This is a genomic window from Frateuria sp. (assembly GCF_035695185.1).
Classification (GTDB): Bacteria; Pseudomonadota; Gammaproteobacteria; order Xanthomonadales; family Rhodanobacteraceae; genus Frateuria_A.
This window is the reverse complement of the sequence record NZ_DASSES010000140.1, coordinates 1-15,886: the sequence shown is the minus strand read 5'-3', so window position 1 is coordinate 15,886 and position 15,886 is coordinate 1. Positions and strand designations below refer to the sequence as shown.

General features: G+C 68.1%; 14 protein-coding genes. 9 read left to right on the top strand and 5 right to left on the bottom strand.

The genetic code is table 11. The annotated features are described in order from the left end of the window. A partial coding sequence (gene infA, locus VFH59_RS11415; protein ID WP_325165020.1) for a translation initiation factor IF-1 occupies positions 1-160 on the top strand: 160 nt, incomplete at its 5' end. A gap of 141 nt (positions 161-301) precedes the next feature. Here the strand turns inward: infA and clpA are convergent. Together clpA and clpS are read right to left on the bottom strand one after the other, a co-directional pair. Further along, complete coding sequence (gene clpA / locus VFH59_RS11410) at positions 302-2,572, bottom strand: ATP-dependent Clp protease ATP-binding subunit ClpA (RefSeq protein WP_325165018.1); 2,271 nt, start codon at positions 2,570-2,572, stop codon at positions 302-304. Between the two features lie 65 nt (positions 2,573-2,637). Further along, positions 2,638-2,964, bottom strand: coding sequence for an ATP-dependent Clp protease adapter ClpS (gene clpS, locus VFH59_RS11405; protein WP_325165017.1), 327 nt, complete (start codon positions 2,962-2,964; stop codon positions 2,638-2,640). 129 nt (positions 2,965-3,093) lie between these two features. On the opposite strand from clpS, the gene VFH59_RS11400 reads away from it, so the two are divergent. The 3 genes from VFH59_RS11400 to hflD are packed head-to-tail and all read left to right on the top strand — an operon-like array spanning position 3,094 to position 5,335. Beyond that, a complete protein-coding gene (locus VFH59_RS11400; protein WP_325165016.1) occupies positions 3,094-3,582 on the top strand; it encodes an NUDIX hydrolase in 489 nt (162 codons plus the stop codon). Further along, positions 3,579-4,691: a tRNA 2-thiouridine(34) synthase MnmA gene (mnmA, locus tag VFH59_RS11395; RefSeq protein ID WP_325165015.1), complete on the top strand. Its 1,113-nt coding sequence runs from the start codon at positions 3,579-3,581 to the stop codon at positions 4,689-4,691. Before VFH59_RS11400 ends, mnmA begins: the two co-directional genes overlap by 4 nt. Before the next feature lie 20 nt (positions 4,692-4,711). After that, on the top strand, positions 4,712-5,335 hold the full coding sequence (gene hflD, locus VFH59_RS11390) for a high frequency lysogenization protein HflD (RefSeq protein WP_325165019.1): 624 nt from the start codon (positions 4,712-4,714) through the stop codon (positions 5,333-5,335). A gap of 34 nt (positions 5,336-5,369) precedes the next feature. Here hflD and VFH59_RS11385 read toward each other — a convergent pair whose 3' ends face one another. Then, the gene (locus VFH59_RS11385; protein ID WP_325165014.1) at positions 5,370-6,302 is read right to left on the bottom strand and encodes a LysR family transcriptional regulator; all 933 of its coding nucleotides are present in this window, start codon (positions 6,300-6,302) and stop codon (positions 5,370-5,372) included. A 264-nt stretch (positions 6,303-6,566) separates the two neighbouring features. Between VFH59_RS11385 and acnA the strand changes: the two genes are divergently transcribed. Next, positions 6,567-9,245 carry an aconitate hydratase AcnA gene (gene acnA, locus VFH59_RS11380; protein WP_325165013.1) on the top strand — a complete coding sequence of 893 codons (2,679 nt, stop codon included), beginning with the start codon at positions 6,567-6,569 and terminating at the stop codon, positions 9,243-9,245. Between the two features lie 115 nt (positions 9,246-9,360). On the opposite strand, the gene VFH59_RS11375 is transcribed toward acnA, so the two are convergent. Continuing rightward, on the bottom strand, positions 9,361-9,786 hold the full coding sequence (locus VFH59_RS11375; RefSeq protein WP_325165012.1) for a hypothetical protein: 426 nt from the start codon (positions 9,784-9,786) through the stop codon (positions 9,361-9,363). Between the two features lie 113 nt (positions 9,787-9,899). On the opposite strand from VFH59_RS11375, the gene VFH59_RS11370 reads away from it, so the two are divergent. Continuing rightward, the gene (locus tag VFH59_RS11370) at positions 9,900-11,585 is read left to right on the top strand and encodes an AMP-binding protein (protein ID WP_325165011.1); all 1,686 of its coding nucleotides are present in this window, start codon (positions 9,900-9,902) and stop codon (positions 11,583-11,585) included. A gap of 72 nt (positions 11,586-11,657) precedes the next feature. On the opposite strand, the gene VFH59_RS11365 is transcribed toward VFH59_RS11370, so the two are convergent. Next, positions 11,658-12,026, bottom strand: a complete 369-nt coding sequence (locus tag VFH59_RS11365; RefSeq protein ID WP_325165010.1) for a PilZ domain-containing protein — start codon at positions 12,024-12,026, stop codon at positions 11,658-11,660. Positions 12,027-12,722: 696 nt separating this feature from the next. Between VFH59_RS11365 and VFH59_RS11360 the strand changes: the two genes are divergently transcribed. The 3 genes from VFH59_RS11360 to VFH59_RS11350 all read left to right on the top strand — a co-directional run. After that, positions 12,723-13,625: a ScpA family protein gene (locus VFH59_RS11360; protein WP_325165009.1), complete on the top strand. Its 903-nt coding sequence runs from the start codon at positions 12,723-12,725 to the stop codon at positions 13,623-13,625. 30 nt (positions 13,626-13,655) lie between these two features. After that, a complete protein-coding gene (gene scpB / locus VFH59_RS11355) occupies positions 13,656-14,531 on the top strand; it encodes an SMC-Scp complex subunit ScpB (RefSeq protein ID WP_325165008.1) in 876 nt (291 codons plus the stop codon). Then, the coding region (locus tag VFH59_RS11350) for a pseudouridine synthase (protein WP_325165007.1) at positions 14,528-15,886 on the top strand (1,359 nt) is incomplete at its 3' end. The genes scpB and VFH59_RS11350, both read left to right, overlap by 4 nt.

The window sequence follows — 15,886 nt, the reverse complement described above, 5'->3', positions numbered from 1 at the left end:
CATGTTCCGTGTGCAGCTGGAAAACGGGCACGTGATCACCGCCCACATTTCCGGCCGCATGCGCAAGCACTACATCCGCATCCTCACGGGCGACAAGGTCAAGGTCGAGATGACTCCCTATGACCTGACCAAGGGGCGGATTACCTACCGCATGAAGTAGGGTCCCGCGAGACAACGAAAGAGGCCGCGCATTGCGCGGCCTTTTTCGTGCCCGAAAAGAACAAACCGGCTCCGTGATCGCTCCCTCTCCTGGCCTGCAGGGAAGGGTTTCCCAACCTCCCTGCACACGGGGGAGGAGCCTTTACCCCACCACCACCGGCATCTTTTCGGCCGCCTCGGTCTCCACGTGCAGCTCGCCGTCGCGCACGCTCAGGATGACCTTGCCACCCTCGGACAGCTTGCCGAACAGCAGTTCGTCCGCCAGTGCCCGCTTGACCTTCTCCTGGATGACACGGGCCATCGGGCGCGCACCCATCTGCGGGTCGAAGCCGTGCTCGGCCAGCCAGCGGCGGGCATCGGCATCGACGTCGAGGCTCACGTGCTTGTCGGCCAGCTGGGCCTCCAGTTCGATCAGGAACTTGTCCACCACGCGCAGGATGTGCTCGAAGTCCAGCGCATGGAACTGGATGACGGCATCCAGGCGGTTGCGGAACTCCGGCGTGAACATCTTGCGGATCGTCTCCAGCGAGTCGGTCGCATGGTCCTGCTTGACGAAGCCGATGCTCCGCCGCGAGGCCTGCTGCGCGCCGGCGTTGGTAGTCATCACCAGGATCACGTTCTTGAAGTTCGCCTCGCGCCCGTTGGTGTCGGTCAGCACGCCGCGGTCCATGACCTGCAGCAGGATGTTGAACACGTCCGGGTGCGCCTTCTCGATCTCGTCCAGCAGCAGCACGGCATGCGGGTGCTTGGTCACCGCCTCGGTGAGCAGGCCACCCTGGTCGAAGCCGACATAGCCCGGAGGCGCGCCGACCAGCCGCGAGACCGAATGCGCTTCCATGTACTCGGACATGTCGAAGCGGATCATCTCGATGCCCAGCTGCAGCGCCAACTGCTTGGTCACCTCGGTCTTGCCCACGCCGGTGGGGCCGGCCAGCAGGAAGCTGCCGATCGGCTTGGTCGGGTCGGCCAGGCCCGAGCGGGCCATCTTGATCGAGGCCGATAGGGCTTCGATCGCCTGGTCCTGCCCGAACACCACCATCTTGAGGTTGCGCTCGAGGTTCCTGAGCACGTCGCGGTCAGAGGCCGAGACCTGCTTGGCCGGGATCCGCGCCATCTTGGCGACGATGTACTCGACCTCCGGCACGTCGATGGTGCCGCTGCGCTGGTCCTCGGGCAGCAGGCGCTGGCGGGCACCGGCCTCGTCGATCACGTCGATGGCCTTGTCCGGCAGCAGGCGGTCGGGAATGTGCTTGACCGACAGGTCCACCGCAGCCTTCAGCGCCTCGTTGGTGTAGGCGACGTTGTGGTGCTCTTCGAAGCGGCTCTTGAGCCCCTTCAGGATTTCGATGCTGTCGGCCACGGTGGGCTCGACCACGTCGATCTTCTGGAATCGGCGGGCCAGCGCACGGTCCTTCTCGAAGATGCCGCGGAATTCCTGGAACGTGGTCGAGCCGATACAGCGCAGCTCGCCCGAAGCGAGCATCGGCTTGATCAGGTTCGAGGCATCCATGGTGCCGCCCGACGCCGAACCGGCGCCGATGATGGTGTGGATCTCGTCGATGAACAGGATCGCGCCCGGTTGCTTCTTCAACTGGGTGATCACCGCCTTCAGGCGCTTCTCGAAGTCGCCGCGGTACTTGGTGCCCGCCACCAGCGCGCCCAGGTCGAGCGACCAGATCACGGCGCTTTCCAGCACCTCGGGCACCTCGCCTTCGACGATGCGCTTGGCCAGGCCCTCGGCCAGCGCGGTCTTGCCCACGCCGGCCTCGCCCACGTAGAGCGGATTGTTCTTGCGGCGGCGGCAGAGCACCTGGATGGTGCGCTCGATCTCGTCCTGGCGACCGATCAGCGGATCGATCTTGCCTTCCATCGCCAGGTCGTTGAGGTTGGTCGCGTACTCGCTGAGCGGGTTGCCCTTGCTGTCGGCGCCCTCCTCGCCCTCGCGCTCGCTGCCCGGCATGCCCGCGCTCGGCTCGTCGCCGATCTTGGCGATGCCGTGGGAAATGTAGTTGACCACGTCCAGGCGGGTGATCTCCTGCTGGTGCAGGAAATAGACGGCATGGGAATCCTTTTCGCCGAAGATCGCCACCAGCACGTTGGCGCCGGTGACCTCCTTACGGCCGGAGGACTGCACGTGGTAGACCGCGCGCTGCAGCACGCGCTGGAAGCCGAGCGTCGGCTGGGTATCACGCTCGTCGCCGTGCGGCAGTACCGGCACGGTCTCGGCGATGATGCGCTCCAGTTCGGCCGACAGGCGCGGCAGGTCCGCGCCGCAGGCACGCAGGGCGCCCAGCGCGGACTGGTTTTCGGTGAGTGCGAGCAGCAGGTGCTCCACGGTCATGAACTCGTGGCGCTGCTCTCTGGCCTGCTTGTAGCAGTGGCCGATGGTGACTTCGAGATCCTTGCTGAACATCCGGACCTACTCCGCTTGGGAATGACAAAGGCGGCCTTGCCGCGATGGCTACAAGATGGGGCCGCTCATAGCTTTTCCATAGTGCACAACAAGGGATGCTGATGAGTCCGTGAGTACTCGTTCACCTGCGTCACTTTGGTCTCGGCCACCTCGCGGGTGAAGACGCCGCACACACCCTTGCCCCGGGTATGCACGAGCAGCATCACCTGCACCGCGCGCTCCTGGTCCATGGCGAAAAAGCCACGCAGTACCTCGACCACGAAGTCCATGGGAGTGAAATCGTCATTCAGCAGCACAACTTGAAAAAGTGGTGGCCGTGCCAGTTCGGGACGGCTAGTCTCGACGGCCAGGCCGTGTCCGCTGCCAGGGTCGTGTTCGGGTTCGTGGGCCATTGCTCGTGGGGACGTTGTTGCTGGGACGGAGTATACGCCGCGACGAATGCAGCCCCGTCGCGCCGCCGTGCAGGACGCGCCTCGTTTAGGTGATGGCACAATGGCGCATTTCCAGTCCCCGTATCCCCGATGCCCGTCACTGCCGCCGCCTCGTCCATCTGGCGCCCCCGCGTCACCGTCGCCTGCGTGGTGGCCCGGGGCGCGCGTTACCTGATGGTCGAGGAGGAGGTCGATGGCCGCCTCGTCTACAACCAGCCCGCCGGCCACCTGGACGACGGCGAGAGCCTGCTCCACGCCGCGGTGCGCGAGACGCTGGAAGAAACCGGCTGGACGGTCGAGGTGGAACATTTCCTGGGTGTGCACCAGTGGCGCAGCACCGAACATGGCGAAAGCGTGGTGCGCTTCAGCTTCGCCGCGCGTGCCCTTGCGCACGACCCGGACCATCCACTGGACGAGGGCATCCGCCGCGCCCTGTGGCTGAGCCGCGCCGAGATCGCCGCGCTGGGCGACCGCCTGCGGAGCCCGATGGTGCTGCTCAGCATCGACGCCTGGCTGGCCGGGCGGCGCCTCCCGCTGGATGCCCTGTCGAGCCTGCTTGCGGAGCGACCCCTGCCATGAAGGTGATGCTGGGCGTTTCCGGCGGAGTCGATTCGTCGGTCGCCGCGCTGTTGCTGCAACAGGCCGGCCACGAGGTCGAGGGCCTGTTCATGCAGAACTGGGAGGAGGACGACCGCGACGGCCCCTGTACGGCCGACGCCGACCGCAAGGACGCCCTGGCGGTGTGCGGGCGCCTGGGGATCCCGTTCCACGCGCGCAACTTTGCCGCCGAGTACTGGGACGGTGTCTTCAGCCACTTCCTGGCCGAGTACCGTGCCGGCCGCACGCCCAACCCGGACGTGCTGTGCAACCGCGAGATCAAGTTCAAGACCTTCCTGGACGAGGCGCGCGCGCTGGGTGCGGAGAAGATCGCGACCGGCCACTACGCGCGCGTGGACGAGCATGACGGCCGCTACCGCCTGCTGCGCGCGCTGGACGCGGCCAAGGACCAGACCTACTTCCTGCATGCGCTGGGCCAGCGGCAGCTGGCCGCGACGCTGTTTCCGGTCGGCGGGATCGGCAAGGCCCAGGTACGCGAGCTGGCCCGCGCCGCGCGGTTGCCGACGCACGCGAAGAAGGACTCCACCGGGATCTGCTTCATCGGCGAGCGCGACTTCCGCAGCTTCCTCGCGCAGTACCTCCCGGCGCGCCCCGGCGAGATGCGCACCCCCGAGGGCGTCTTGGTCGGCGAGCACCAGGGCACCATGTACTACACGCTCGGCCAGCGCGGCGGACTGGGCATCGGCGGGCGCCAGGGCATGGGCGGCGAACCCTGGTACGTCGTCGGCAAGGACGTCGCGGCAAACGTGCTCTACGTGGCGCAGGGAGGCGGGAGCCATTGGCTGCAGTCCAGGCGCCTGGTGGCCGAGGCGCCGACCTGGGTGGCCGGGACGGCCCCGGCCGCCGCCTTCCGCTGCACCGCCAAGACGCGCTACCGGCAAGCAGACCAGGCGTGCGCGGTGTACGTATCCTCCGCCGGCCTGGAGGTCGTTTTCGACGAACCCCAGCGGGCGGTCACGCCGGGCCAGTCGGTGGTGTTCTACGACGGCGAGGCCTGCCTGGGCGGTGCCGTCATCGCGGCTACCGACGCGCCGTACGGCGGCCTCTCCCCCCTTCCCGCAGGAACCTGATCGTGCTCGACACCCTCGCCATGAACGAACCGCGCGTGCTCGCGCTGGCCGGCCTGTTCCAGGCGGTCGGCCTCGCACAGCAGCTGGCCAACCAGGGGCGCTGCGACGAGCTGGCGATGGAGTCGAGCGTGGCCAGCGTGTTCCGTATCGATGCACCGTCCGTGGCCGCCGTGTACGGGGGCGTCGGCGGCGTCCGGCTCGGCCTACGCAAACTGATCGGTCAGTTCGACGACAGCAGCCGCGACGTGGGACTGACCCGCATGGCGGTGACCGTCATGCGGCTGGAACGCAGCCTGGCCCGTCGTCCCGAGCTGACCGCCAGGCTGCAGGAAGGCGTGGTGGCCGCCCAGCGGCAGGTCGCTCATTTCGGCCAGGATTCCCCGCAGGTGACCCGACGCCTGGCCGACCTGTACGCCGCGACGCTCTCCATCCTGAGCCCGCGCGTGATGGTCAGCGGCAACCCGCAGTTCCTGCAGCAGCCGGCCGTGGTCGAGAAGGTGCGCGCCAACCTGCTGGCGGCGGTGCGGTCGGCCGTACTCTGGCGCCAGGTCGGCGGCCGCCAGTGGCAGATCATCCTCAACCGCCGCCAGTGCAGCATGCTGGCGCGGGGGTTGCTGACCGGCGTGACGCTGGACAACGGGTAGCGCGGCGGCCCGGAGCCACCTGCCGGCGCAGGCTTCAGCCGGCCGGCTGCACCATCAGTCCGGGCCGCTCCCCCGCCACCTCCTGCAACAAGGTGGCGAACGCCTGGATGTCGGCATGCCAGGGCGAGGCCTCGCGCCAGTACAGGGCGATCCGACGGCCCGGTGCCGCACCTTCCAGTCGGGCCACGGTCAGTTCCGGTTTCGAGGCCAGCCGCTCGCGCGCCAGCGCCGGCACCAGCGCGTAGCCGCCTCGCAGGCCGACCAGCGCCGCCAGGCTCTCGAGACTGACGTCCTGGACATGGCCACCATGGCCGCCCTGGCCGTCGATCCCGTCGGGATGGCTCTCGGCCATCAACGTGGCCTCGGACTCGTCCAGTTCCTCCAGCGCCACGCTGGTGCGGCCGGCCAGCGGGTGGTCGGCACGGAACAGGACCTGCCACGGCTCCGCGAACAGCGGTCGCGTGGCGATCCCGCTCGCCGCGGTCGCCGGCGGCGCCAGCACGGCATCGAGTTCGCCCTCGTGCAGGCGGCGCAGCAGGCCGCGCGGCTTGCCCTCGGACAGGCTCAGCCGCGCCGCCGGGAAATGCAGTGGGAACGGCTCGACCAGGTGCGGCAGCAGGTACGGGCCGAGCGAGGCCGGGACGCCCAGGCGCAACTCGCCGCCGAAGGCCACCGTGCCCGCACGGGCCGCCTGTTGCAGGTGCTCGGCCGCATCCAGCACGGCACCGATCCGCTCCAGCAGCCGCTGCCCGCCGGCGGTCGGCACGATGCGTCGCCCCCCGCGCTCGAACAGCGGCGCGCCCAGCGCCTGCTCGACCTTCTGCACCTGGTGCGACAGCCCCGATGGACTGATGTGCATGGCCCGCGCGGCGCTGTTGAAGCTGCCGTGCCGATGCACCGCCTGCACCAGCGCCAGGTCGCGCAGCGATACCGCCGAAAGCGCCGTCGAAATCATCGAATGCTGCATGTCACCAAAAGCGTTTGTGCGGATGGACGGGCCGTCGCATGCTTGGCGGCCAACGGTGGGAAGGTCGGCTTGTCTGCCGCCATTCTAGCCGCCCCGCTCGCCCGCGCCGCGAGAACGCCCTGCCCGCCAAGCCCGCCGACCCTCTGCGCCGCAAGGACGCCCGGACGCGGTATTTGCGATAATCACGGGCCTTTGCGCGCGCTTGGCCGCCGCAATGCCCTTGCTCTCCCCAGCCGCTTCAAAGCTCAAGCCAGGAGTTCCGTCATGAAAGACTCGTTTTCCATCCGCGACACCCTCGAGGTCAACGGCAAGCAGTATGCGTATGCCAACCTCGCCAAGTTCGGCGAGCGCTTCGACCTCAAGCGGCTGCCGTACTCGCTGAAGATCCTGCTTGAGAATCTGCTGCGGCACGAGGACGGCATCAACGTCACGACGAAGGAAATCGAGGCGGTCGCCAGGTGGGATGCCAAGGCCGAGCCGGATACCGAGATCTCCTTCATGCCGGCGCGCGTGGTGCTGCAGGACTTCACCGGCGTGCCCTGCGTGGTCGACCTGGCGGCCATGCGTGACGCGGTGGTCAAGCTCGGCGGCGACGCCACCCAGATCAATCCGCTGGCGCCCGCCGAACTGGTCATCGATCACTCGGTGCAGGTCGACGCCTACGGTTCGGAGTCCGCGCTCGAAAAGAACGTCGAGATCGAGTTCGAGCGCAACCAGGAGCGCTACGCCTTCCTGCGCTGGGGCCAGAAGGCGTTCAACAACTTCAAGGTGGTGCCGCCGCGCACCGGCATCGTGCACCAGGTGAACCTGGAGCACCTGGCCCGCGTGGTGTTCACCGCGGAGAAGGACGGCCAGCTGTGGGCCTACCCGGACACCGTGTTCGGTACCGATTCGCACACCACCATGATCAACGGCGTCGGCGTGCTCGGCTGGGGCGTGGGCGGCATCGAGGCCGAGGCCGCCATGCTCGGTCAGCCCTCCTCGATGCTGGTTCCGCAGGTGGTCGGCTTCAAGCTGACCGGCAAGCTCGCCGAGGGCGTCACCGCCACCGACCTGGTGCTGACCGTCACCCAGATGCTGCGCAAGCTCGGCGTGGTGGGCAAGTTCGTCGAGTTCTTCGGCGATGGCCTCAGGCACCTGCCGCTGGCCGACCGCGCCACCATCGGCAACATGGCGCCGGAGTACGGTGCGACCTGCGGCATCTTCCCGATCGACCAGGAAGCGATCAACTACCTGCGCCTGTCCGGCCGCAGCGAGGAGCAGATCAGGCTGGTCGAAGCCTACGCCCGTGCGCAGGGCATGTGGCACGACGAAAACAGCGTCACGCCGGAGTTCACCACCACGCTGGAACTCGATCTGGCCGACGTGCGCCCGTCCATGGCCGGCCCCAAGCGCCCGCAGGACCGCGTGCTGCTCGAGGGCGTCAAGCAGAGCTTCCACGACGTGGTCGGCCCGCTGACCGCCAGCCGCAAGTCCGGCAGCGGCAGCGTCGGCGTCACCAAGGACGGCGAGAACTTCACCCTGAAGGACGGCTCGGTGGTGATCGCCGCCATCACCTCCTGCACCAACACCTCCAATCCGGCGGTGATGCTGGGCGCCGGCCTGGTCGCCAAGAAGGCGGCCGCGAAGGGCCTGAAGGCCAAGCCGTGGGTGAAGACCTCGATCGGCCCGGGCTCGCTGGTGGTCACCGACTACCTGGAAAAGACCGGCCTGCTGAAGGAACTGGAGAAGGTCGGCTTCTACATCGTCGGCTACGGCTGCACCACCTGCATCGGCAACTCCGGCCCGCTGCCGGCCGAGATCAGCCAGGGCATCGGCGCGGGTGACCTGGCCGTGGCCTCGGTGCTCTCGGGCAACCGCAACTTCGAGGGCCGCGTACACGCCGAAGTGAAGATGAACTACCTGGCCTCGCCGCCGCTGGTGGTCGCCTACGCGCTGGCCGGCACGCTGGACATCGACCTGACCCGCGACGCGATCGGCCTGGGCAGCGACGGTGAGCCGGTGTACCTGAAGGACATCTGGCCCACCAACCAGGAAATCTCCGACGCCATCGCCGGTGCGATCAATCCCGCGATGTTCGAGAAGAACTACGCCGACGTCTTCAAGGGCGACAGCCGCTGGAACCAGATCGCCTCGGCCGAGGGTGCCCTGTACGGCTGGGAAGACTCGACCTACATCAAGAACCCGCCCTACTTCGACGGCATGACGATGGAGCTCTCGCAGGTCGACGACCTCCACGGCGCGCGCGTGCTCGGCCTGTTCGGCGATTCGATCACCACCGACCACATCTCGCCGGCTGGCTCGATCAAGAAGGACAGCCCCGCGGGCCGCTTCCTGATCTCCAAGGGCGTCGAGCCGAAGGACTTCAACTCCTACGGCTCGCGTCGCGGCAACGACGACGTGATGGTGCGCGGCACCTTCGCCAACATCCGCATCAAGAACCTGATGCTGGACGGCGTCGAGGGCGGCTACACCCTGCATGTGCCCTCGGGCGAGGAAATGGCCATCTACGACGCGGCCATGAAGTACAAGGCCGAGGGTACGCCGCTGGTGGTCATCGCCGGCAAGGAATACGGCACCGGCTCCTCGCGCGACTGGGCGGCCAAGGGCACCCTGCTGCTGGGGATCAAGGCGGTGATCGCCGAGAGCTTCGAGCGCATCCACCGCTCCAACCTGGTCGGCATGGGCGTGCTGCCGCTGCAGTTCAAGCACGGCGAGAACGCCCAGTCGCTGGGCCTGACCGGCAAGGAGTCGATCGAGATCCTCGGCCTGGAAGGCGGCGAGTCGAAGGAAGCGAAGGTGGTCGCCACCGCGGCCGACGACACCCGGAAGGAGTTCTGCGTGCACGTCATGCTGCTGACGCCGAAGGAGCGCGACTTCTTCCGCCATGGCGGCATCCTGCAGTACGTGTTGCGCCAGCTGGCCGGTCGCAAGGCGGCCTGAGGCCTGCGCTAGTTGCAATGAAAAGGCCGCCTCCGGGCGGCCTTTTCATTTCCGTGTTTGCTTCCTCCGCGGAGCTGGGGAGGAAGCGCGGCAATGGCGGTCGGCGTGCGATGCGCTACCACTGCCGCTTCCACGTGGCGCTGTAGCAGCGCCACTCATCCCCTTCCCTTCGCCAGGCCGTGTCCACCTGGTACAGGCCCGCCGCGTCCGGCAGCAGAAGGCGGCCCTGTGTCAGGGAAACGGTGAAGTGCGCCACCAGGCGCTCGCCGCGTCGCTCCACCGTGATCGGCCCCAGCGTCACCCCGACGTGCCCGCCGCGCAGGCGCGCCAGACGCATCAGGTTCGCCATGTCCTTGCGTCCGAGTTGCCCTGCGTTCCCGTCGAAGTCCTCGCTGAGCGGTTCGACCACGCCTCCGGCATCGGCCTGTTCGGCCGCCTGCCCGGCAGAGGCGATCGCCTCACGCACGCGCGTTTCGTCCGGCGTGTGCCGGCATCCCGCAGACGCCACGAGAGCCAGCCCAAGGCCCAGGGAAAACAGCATTTTCCGTGCGTGCATGAACCCTCCGAAGCTCGCCGCAATGCGGCTTGCCGCCATGCGCGGGCGTATGCTCCAATGCCTCGGCCGCAAGGCCGAACGGGGAACAGGAACAGTACATGAGCAACGAGCGTCCGTGGCTTGCCCACTATCCGCATGACGTGCCCGCCGAGATCGACGTCAACGCCTATGCGTCGGTGGCAGCGGTGGTGGAGGAGGCCTTCGGCAGGTTCCGCGACCGTCCGGCCTTCGCCAGCTTCGGCAAGTTCCTGACCTACGGCGAGATCGAGGCGCTCAGCCGCCAGTTCGCCGGCTACCTCACCGGCGTGCTGGGCCTGAAGAAGGGCGACCGGCTCGCGATCATGCTGCCCAATGTGCTGCAGTACCCGATCGCACTGTTCGGAGCGCTGCGCGCCGGCCTGGTGGTGGTCAACACCAACCCGCTCTACACCGCGCGCGAACTGAAGCATCAGCTCGAAGATTCCGGTGCGAAGGCCATCGTGGCGCTGGACAATTTCGCGTCCACGCTCGAGGAAGTCATCGGCCAGACCCACGTCGAGCACGTGATCACTACCGGCCTGGGCGATCTGCTGGGTTTCCCCAAGGGCGCTGTCGTCAACTTCGTGCTCAAGCACGTCAAGAAGATGGTACCGGCCTACTCATTGCCGAAGGCCGTGCGTTTCCGCGACGCGCTGGCGCAGGGCGCCTCTCATCCGCTGCCCACGGTGGAACTCGGCCACGGCGACCTCGCCTTCCTGCAGTACACCGGGGGCACCACCGGCGTGGCCAAGGGCGCGATGCTCAGCCACGGCAACATGGTCGCCAACATGCTGCAGGCCAGCGCCTGGATCGGCGACCTGGCCAAGCCGGGCGAAGAAGTCATCATCACGGCCCTGCCGCTCTATCACATCTTTTCACTGTGCGCGAACGGCCTGGTGTTCATGCGCCTGGGCGGGTTGAACTGGCTGATCGCCAATCCGCGCGACATGCCCGGCTTCGTCAAGGAACTGAAGAAGTCCGGCTTCACCGCGCTGACCGGCGTCAACACGCTGTTCAACGGCCTGCTCAACACCCCTGGCTTCGCGGAACTGGACTTCTCCCGCCTGCATCTGACCCTGGGCGGCGGCATGGCCGTGCAGCGCGCGGTGGCCGAGCGCTGGAAGAAGACCACCGGCTGCACCCTGGCCGAGGCCTACGGCCTTACCGAAACCTCGCCGGCGGTGTGCATCAACCCGTTGGACCTGAAGGACTACAGCGGCTCGATCGGCCTGCCGGTGCCCTCCACCGACGTGGCGATCTGGTCGGAGGATGATCGGCCGCTGCCGATCGGGGAAGTGGGCGAGCTGATGGTGCGCGGCCCGCAGGTGATGCAGGGTTACTGGCATCGCCCGGACGAAACCGCCAAGGTCCTCACCGCCGACGGCTGGCTGCACACCGGTGACATCGCGCGGATGGACGCCGAGGGCTACGTCTACATCGTCGACCGCAAGAAGGACATGATCCTGGTGTCCGGCTTCAACGTGTATCCCAACGAGGTCGAGGACGTGGTGATGCAACACCCCGGCGTGGCCGAGGTGGCCGCCGTCGGGGTGCCTGACGAGCATTCGGGCGAGGTGGTCAAGTTGTTCGTGGTCCGCAAGGACCCGGCGCTTAGCGCCGATGCCCTCAAGCAGTTCTGCCACGACAATCTGACCGGCTACAAGCGCCCGCGCCACATCGAGTTCCGCGACACCCTGCCGAAATCGAACGTGGGCAAGATCCTGCGCCGCGAACTGCGCAACGAGCAGAACAAGACGCCCGCCTGAGGCGGGCCCGGGCTACGGAGTTTCGAGGTCACGCGCGCCGGCGGGCTGCCGCGGGGAAGCAACCCGTCGGGTTCACTCTTCCCGCCAATGCTCCAGGATGTCCGCGTAACCACCCAGCAGGTTCCACAGGGGCACCTGCTTGTCTTCCGGGATGCGCGAATAGGCAAAGCCGACATGGCGATCGGAAATACGCGCGACCACCGCTTCCAGATGGATGTGCAGGTCGCGGCCGAAGATCATGTCCAGTACCCAGTTCTGTCCGAGCTCGCCCTGCCAGCCCAGCGGGCGGCGCAACAACGCGCCCGTGGCGGAGATGTCCACCAGCTCGGTCGGATGCGACTGCACGCCGTGGCTCATCAGGACGGTGGTCTCGATGCGCATGCGTGCGGGCCGCAGGAACTTCGGACCCGATTCATCCGTCACGTTTTCTTCGATCGTCATCTAACTCCCCGGAAGGAACGCACCGCGCTCCCGTGACGTCCCTGCGATCGTACGACGCTTCCTGCGCCCCATCGACAGGCGGTTGCTGCCTGCAGCCTGCCAGCATTCACTCGACGGGGCCTGCACATGCGGGAGCCGCCGTCGCACCGGCACACAAAGCAAGCCTCGTGCCACTCGGGGAGCACCCGCGCATCCCCGCATGCCCGACCGGCCAGCCTCCGGAAGTGCCGTGCGCGGCTGCAGCCGGACGCAACGTGTCACATGCTGCCCCACGCGTGGCCGCCGCCCACACTGGACTTGCCGAAGCGCTGCCGCTAACCTGTCGCCATGCCCGGTTCCAGCGTGCGCCGTGCCGGTAGATTCCGGCCATCGCGGCACGTGTCCCAGGTCCGGCAGATCGATTGGAACCGTCCGTGGCGCCCGTGTCGCCATCCCGTCTTGCGTTTCAGCCAGGGCCTGGGGCCCGGCTGGACGCGCTGGTGGTCGCCCGAGGCCGCCTGATCGAACCGCCGTTGGCGCGGCTTCGTCATGCGACACCGCGGCACGGCTGCCGCCGGAAACCGGCAAGCCAGCATGACCGGCTGCCGGTCCGAAGCCGCAGTCACGAGGGGATACCCGTCCGCAGGGCGCCGCCCGGCCAGGACGACAGGTTGGAAAGCATTGCCGGCCGCGTGAGCGGCCCCACGACATGCATTGATGAGCACAGAACCGCAGCAGCCGGCCGCACCGTCGCAGGACGCCTTCGCGTCGATCCCCCAGCAGCAGGAGATGCCGCTGGCGATCGTGCGCGGCGAGCCGATGCTGCAGATGCCGCAGGACCTGTACATCCCGCCGGACGCGCTGGAAGTCTTTCTGGAAGCGTTCGAGGGCCCGCTCGACCTGCTGCTGTACCTGATCCGCCGCCAGAACCTGGACATCCTGGACATTCCGATTGCCGAGATCACCCGGCAGTACATGGAATACATCGACATGATGCGGGACGTGATGCGGCTGGAGCTGGCCGCCGAGTACCTGCTGATGGCCGCGATCCTGGGCGAGATCAAGTCGCGCCTGCTGCTTCCCCGGCCGCCCGCCGAGGAAGGCATCGAGGACGACCCGCGCGCCGAGCTGGTGCGCCGGCTGCAGGAATACGAGCGTTTCAAGAAGGCCGCCGAGGATATCGACACCCTGCCCCGCGTCGAGCGCGACACGGTGCCGGTGCACGCCGAAGTAGGCGAACGCAACGTGGTCAGGCTGCCGCCGCCGCTCGATCTGAAGGAAATGCTGCTGGCGCTGAAGGACGTGATGCATCGCGCCGAGCTGTTCGGCCATCACGCCATCAAGCGCGAGGCGCTCAGCGTGCGCCAGCGCATGGGCGAGCTGCTGAGCCGGCTCGAGGACGGCACCTTCCACCGCTTCGAGAGCCTGTTCGACGTCAGCGAAGGTCGCCTGGGCGTAGTGGTGACCTTCCTCTCCATGCTGGAACTGGCCAAGGAAATGTTGGTGGAGATCGTGCAGGAAGAACCGCTGGCGCCGATCTACGTCAAGGCCAAGGCCGCGCTGGCCGAGGAAAGCGCCGAACTGCCGGACGACGTGCCGGCCTCCGCTGCCGCCGAGTAAGGCGCCGGCCCCTCCGAACGACTACAGGCCATGCAGATCGAGCAACTCAAACCGATCATCGAGGCAGCCCTGCTTGCTGCCAGCCAGCCGCTCACCGTGGCGCAGCTGGGCGAGCTGTTCGTCGAGGAGGACCAGGTCGATCGCGAGGCGATCGCCCGGGCCCTCGAAGCGCTGGCCGGAGACTGCACCGGGCGTGGCGTCGAGCTCCGGGAGGTCGCGTCCGGCTTCCGCTACCAGGTCCGCCAGGCCGTGCACCCCTGGGTCTCGCGCATGTGGACCGAGAAGCCCAGCCGCTATTCGCGCGCCCTGCTCGAAACGCTGGCGCTGATCGCCTACCGCCAGCCGATCACCCGCCCCGAGATCGAACAGATCCGCGGCGTGGTGGTTTCTTCCAACATCATCAAGACGCTGGAGGAACGCGAGTGGATCCGCGTGGTCGGCCACCGCGACGTGCCCGGCAAGCCCGCACTGTTCGGTACCACCCGCGCCTTTCTCGACTACTTCAACCTCAAATCGCTGGACGAGCTGCCGCCGCTCTCCGAAATCCGCGACATGGAGGACCCGCAGCTGCGGCTCGACCAGGAACCGCTGCCGCCCCGGGTGATCAAGGACCTGCCGGTCGACCCCGACGCGGAAGGCGCCGAGGCCGTGCAGGCCGAGGTCCCTGCCGGTACCGAAGGCACCCTTGCCGAGCCCGGCCAGGACCAGGACCAGGCTCCCACGGACGAAACGCCCGCAGCCCTCGAAGACCGGCCAGAGGCCGAACCGGCCGTCGCCATCGAAACCATCACCGCCGCGTCCGACGACGAGGCGCCCACCCCATCCGCCACTGCCGACGAGGCAGCAGCCCCTGCGGACGTCGACGAAGACGCCGCCGAGCAGGACACCGAGGAGTACCGCGCATGACTGCGCCGCAGAAATCCGTCTTGACCCTCAAGCGCGAACCCCGCGACGAGGCCAACACCCCCGCCCTGGAAGAACGCCTGCACAAGGTCCTGGCGAACGCGGGCCTGGGCTCGCGCCGCATGCTGGAACAGCGCATCCAGGCCGGTGAGGTCGAACTCAACGGCGCGCCCGCCGGCATCGGTGCCAGCGTGCACGCCGGCGACCGCGTGGTGCTCGATGGCAAGCAGTTCGTGGTTGCCACCGACAACCGCGACGACACCGAGGTGCTGCTCTACCACAAGCCCGAGGGCGTGGTGACCACCCGCGAGGACCCCGAAGGCCGCCCCACCGTGTTCGAACAGCTGCCGCGCCTGAAGGGCGCGCGCTGGGTGGCCGTGGGTCGCCTGGACATCAATACCACCGGCCTGCTGCTGCTCACTACCGACGGTGAGCTGGCCAACGCGCTGATGCACCCCAGGAGCGGCCTTGGCCGTGAGTATCTCTGCCGCGTGCATGGCGAAGTGCCGGACGAGGTCATCGAGAAGCTCAAGGCGGGCGTGGAACTCGAAGACGGCCCTGCCCGCTTCGACGAGATCGCGATCATCAGCCGCGGCGGCAGCCACAGCTGGTTTCGGGTGGTCATCCGCGAAGGCCGCAACCGCGAGGTACGCCGCTTGTGGGATTCGCAGGGCTTCCTGGTCAGCCGCCTCAAGCGCATCCGCTACGGCAGCGTGGAGCTGCCGCGCACGTTACGCCGTGGTGAGTGCGAGGCGTTGTCCGAGGAGGCGGTCAAGGATCTGCGCAAGTCGGCCGGTCTGGGACCGGCCCAGCCGGCGCTGACGCTGAGCCCGGTGTTGCACCAGCGGCGCGCGAGCCGGAGCGTCACCGAGTACCGCCCCGAGCGTGGCACGCCGGCGGCCTGGAGCGGTGCGTACCACGACGAGGCGCGCGAGCTGCGCGCGTTCGACCGCATTCGCGAGGAACCGGCCCGCGGCAAGCAGCAGCGCCGCCGCCCCGGCAAGGAAGTGAATGGCAACGTTGCCCGTCCCGAGCGCCCGGCCAGCCCCGGTCGCCGCAAGAACAAGCGCGGGGTGGCACCCGGGCAGGAGCTGCCCTCGGTCCGCACCTGGTTCGCCGGCGAGAGCCGTGAAGGCGGCGCCCGCGGGCCGTCGGGCAACAGGGCGGCCGGCGGCAACCCGGCCGGCGGCAACCGCCGCGGCGGAAAGCCCGGTGCCGGCCGCGGCGGCGAAGCCCGTAATGCCAGCCCTTACGCCGGCTTCGGCGGTGCTGCTGGCGGTGGCGGCCATCGCGGCGGCCGCCAGGGCGGCACCGGTCAGGGCGGACGACCGCAGGGCCGCGGCAACCGCCCGACCGGC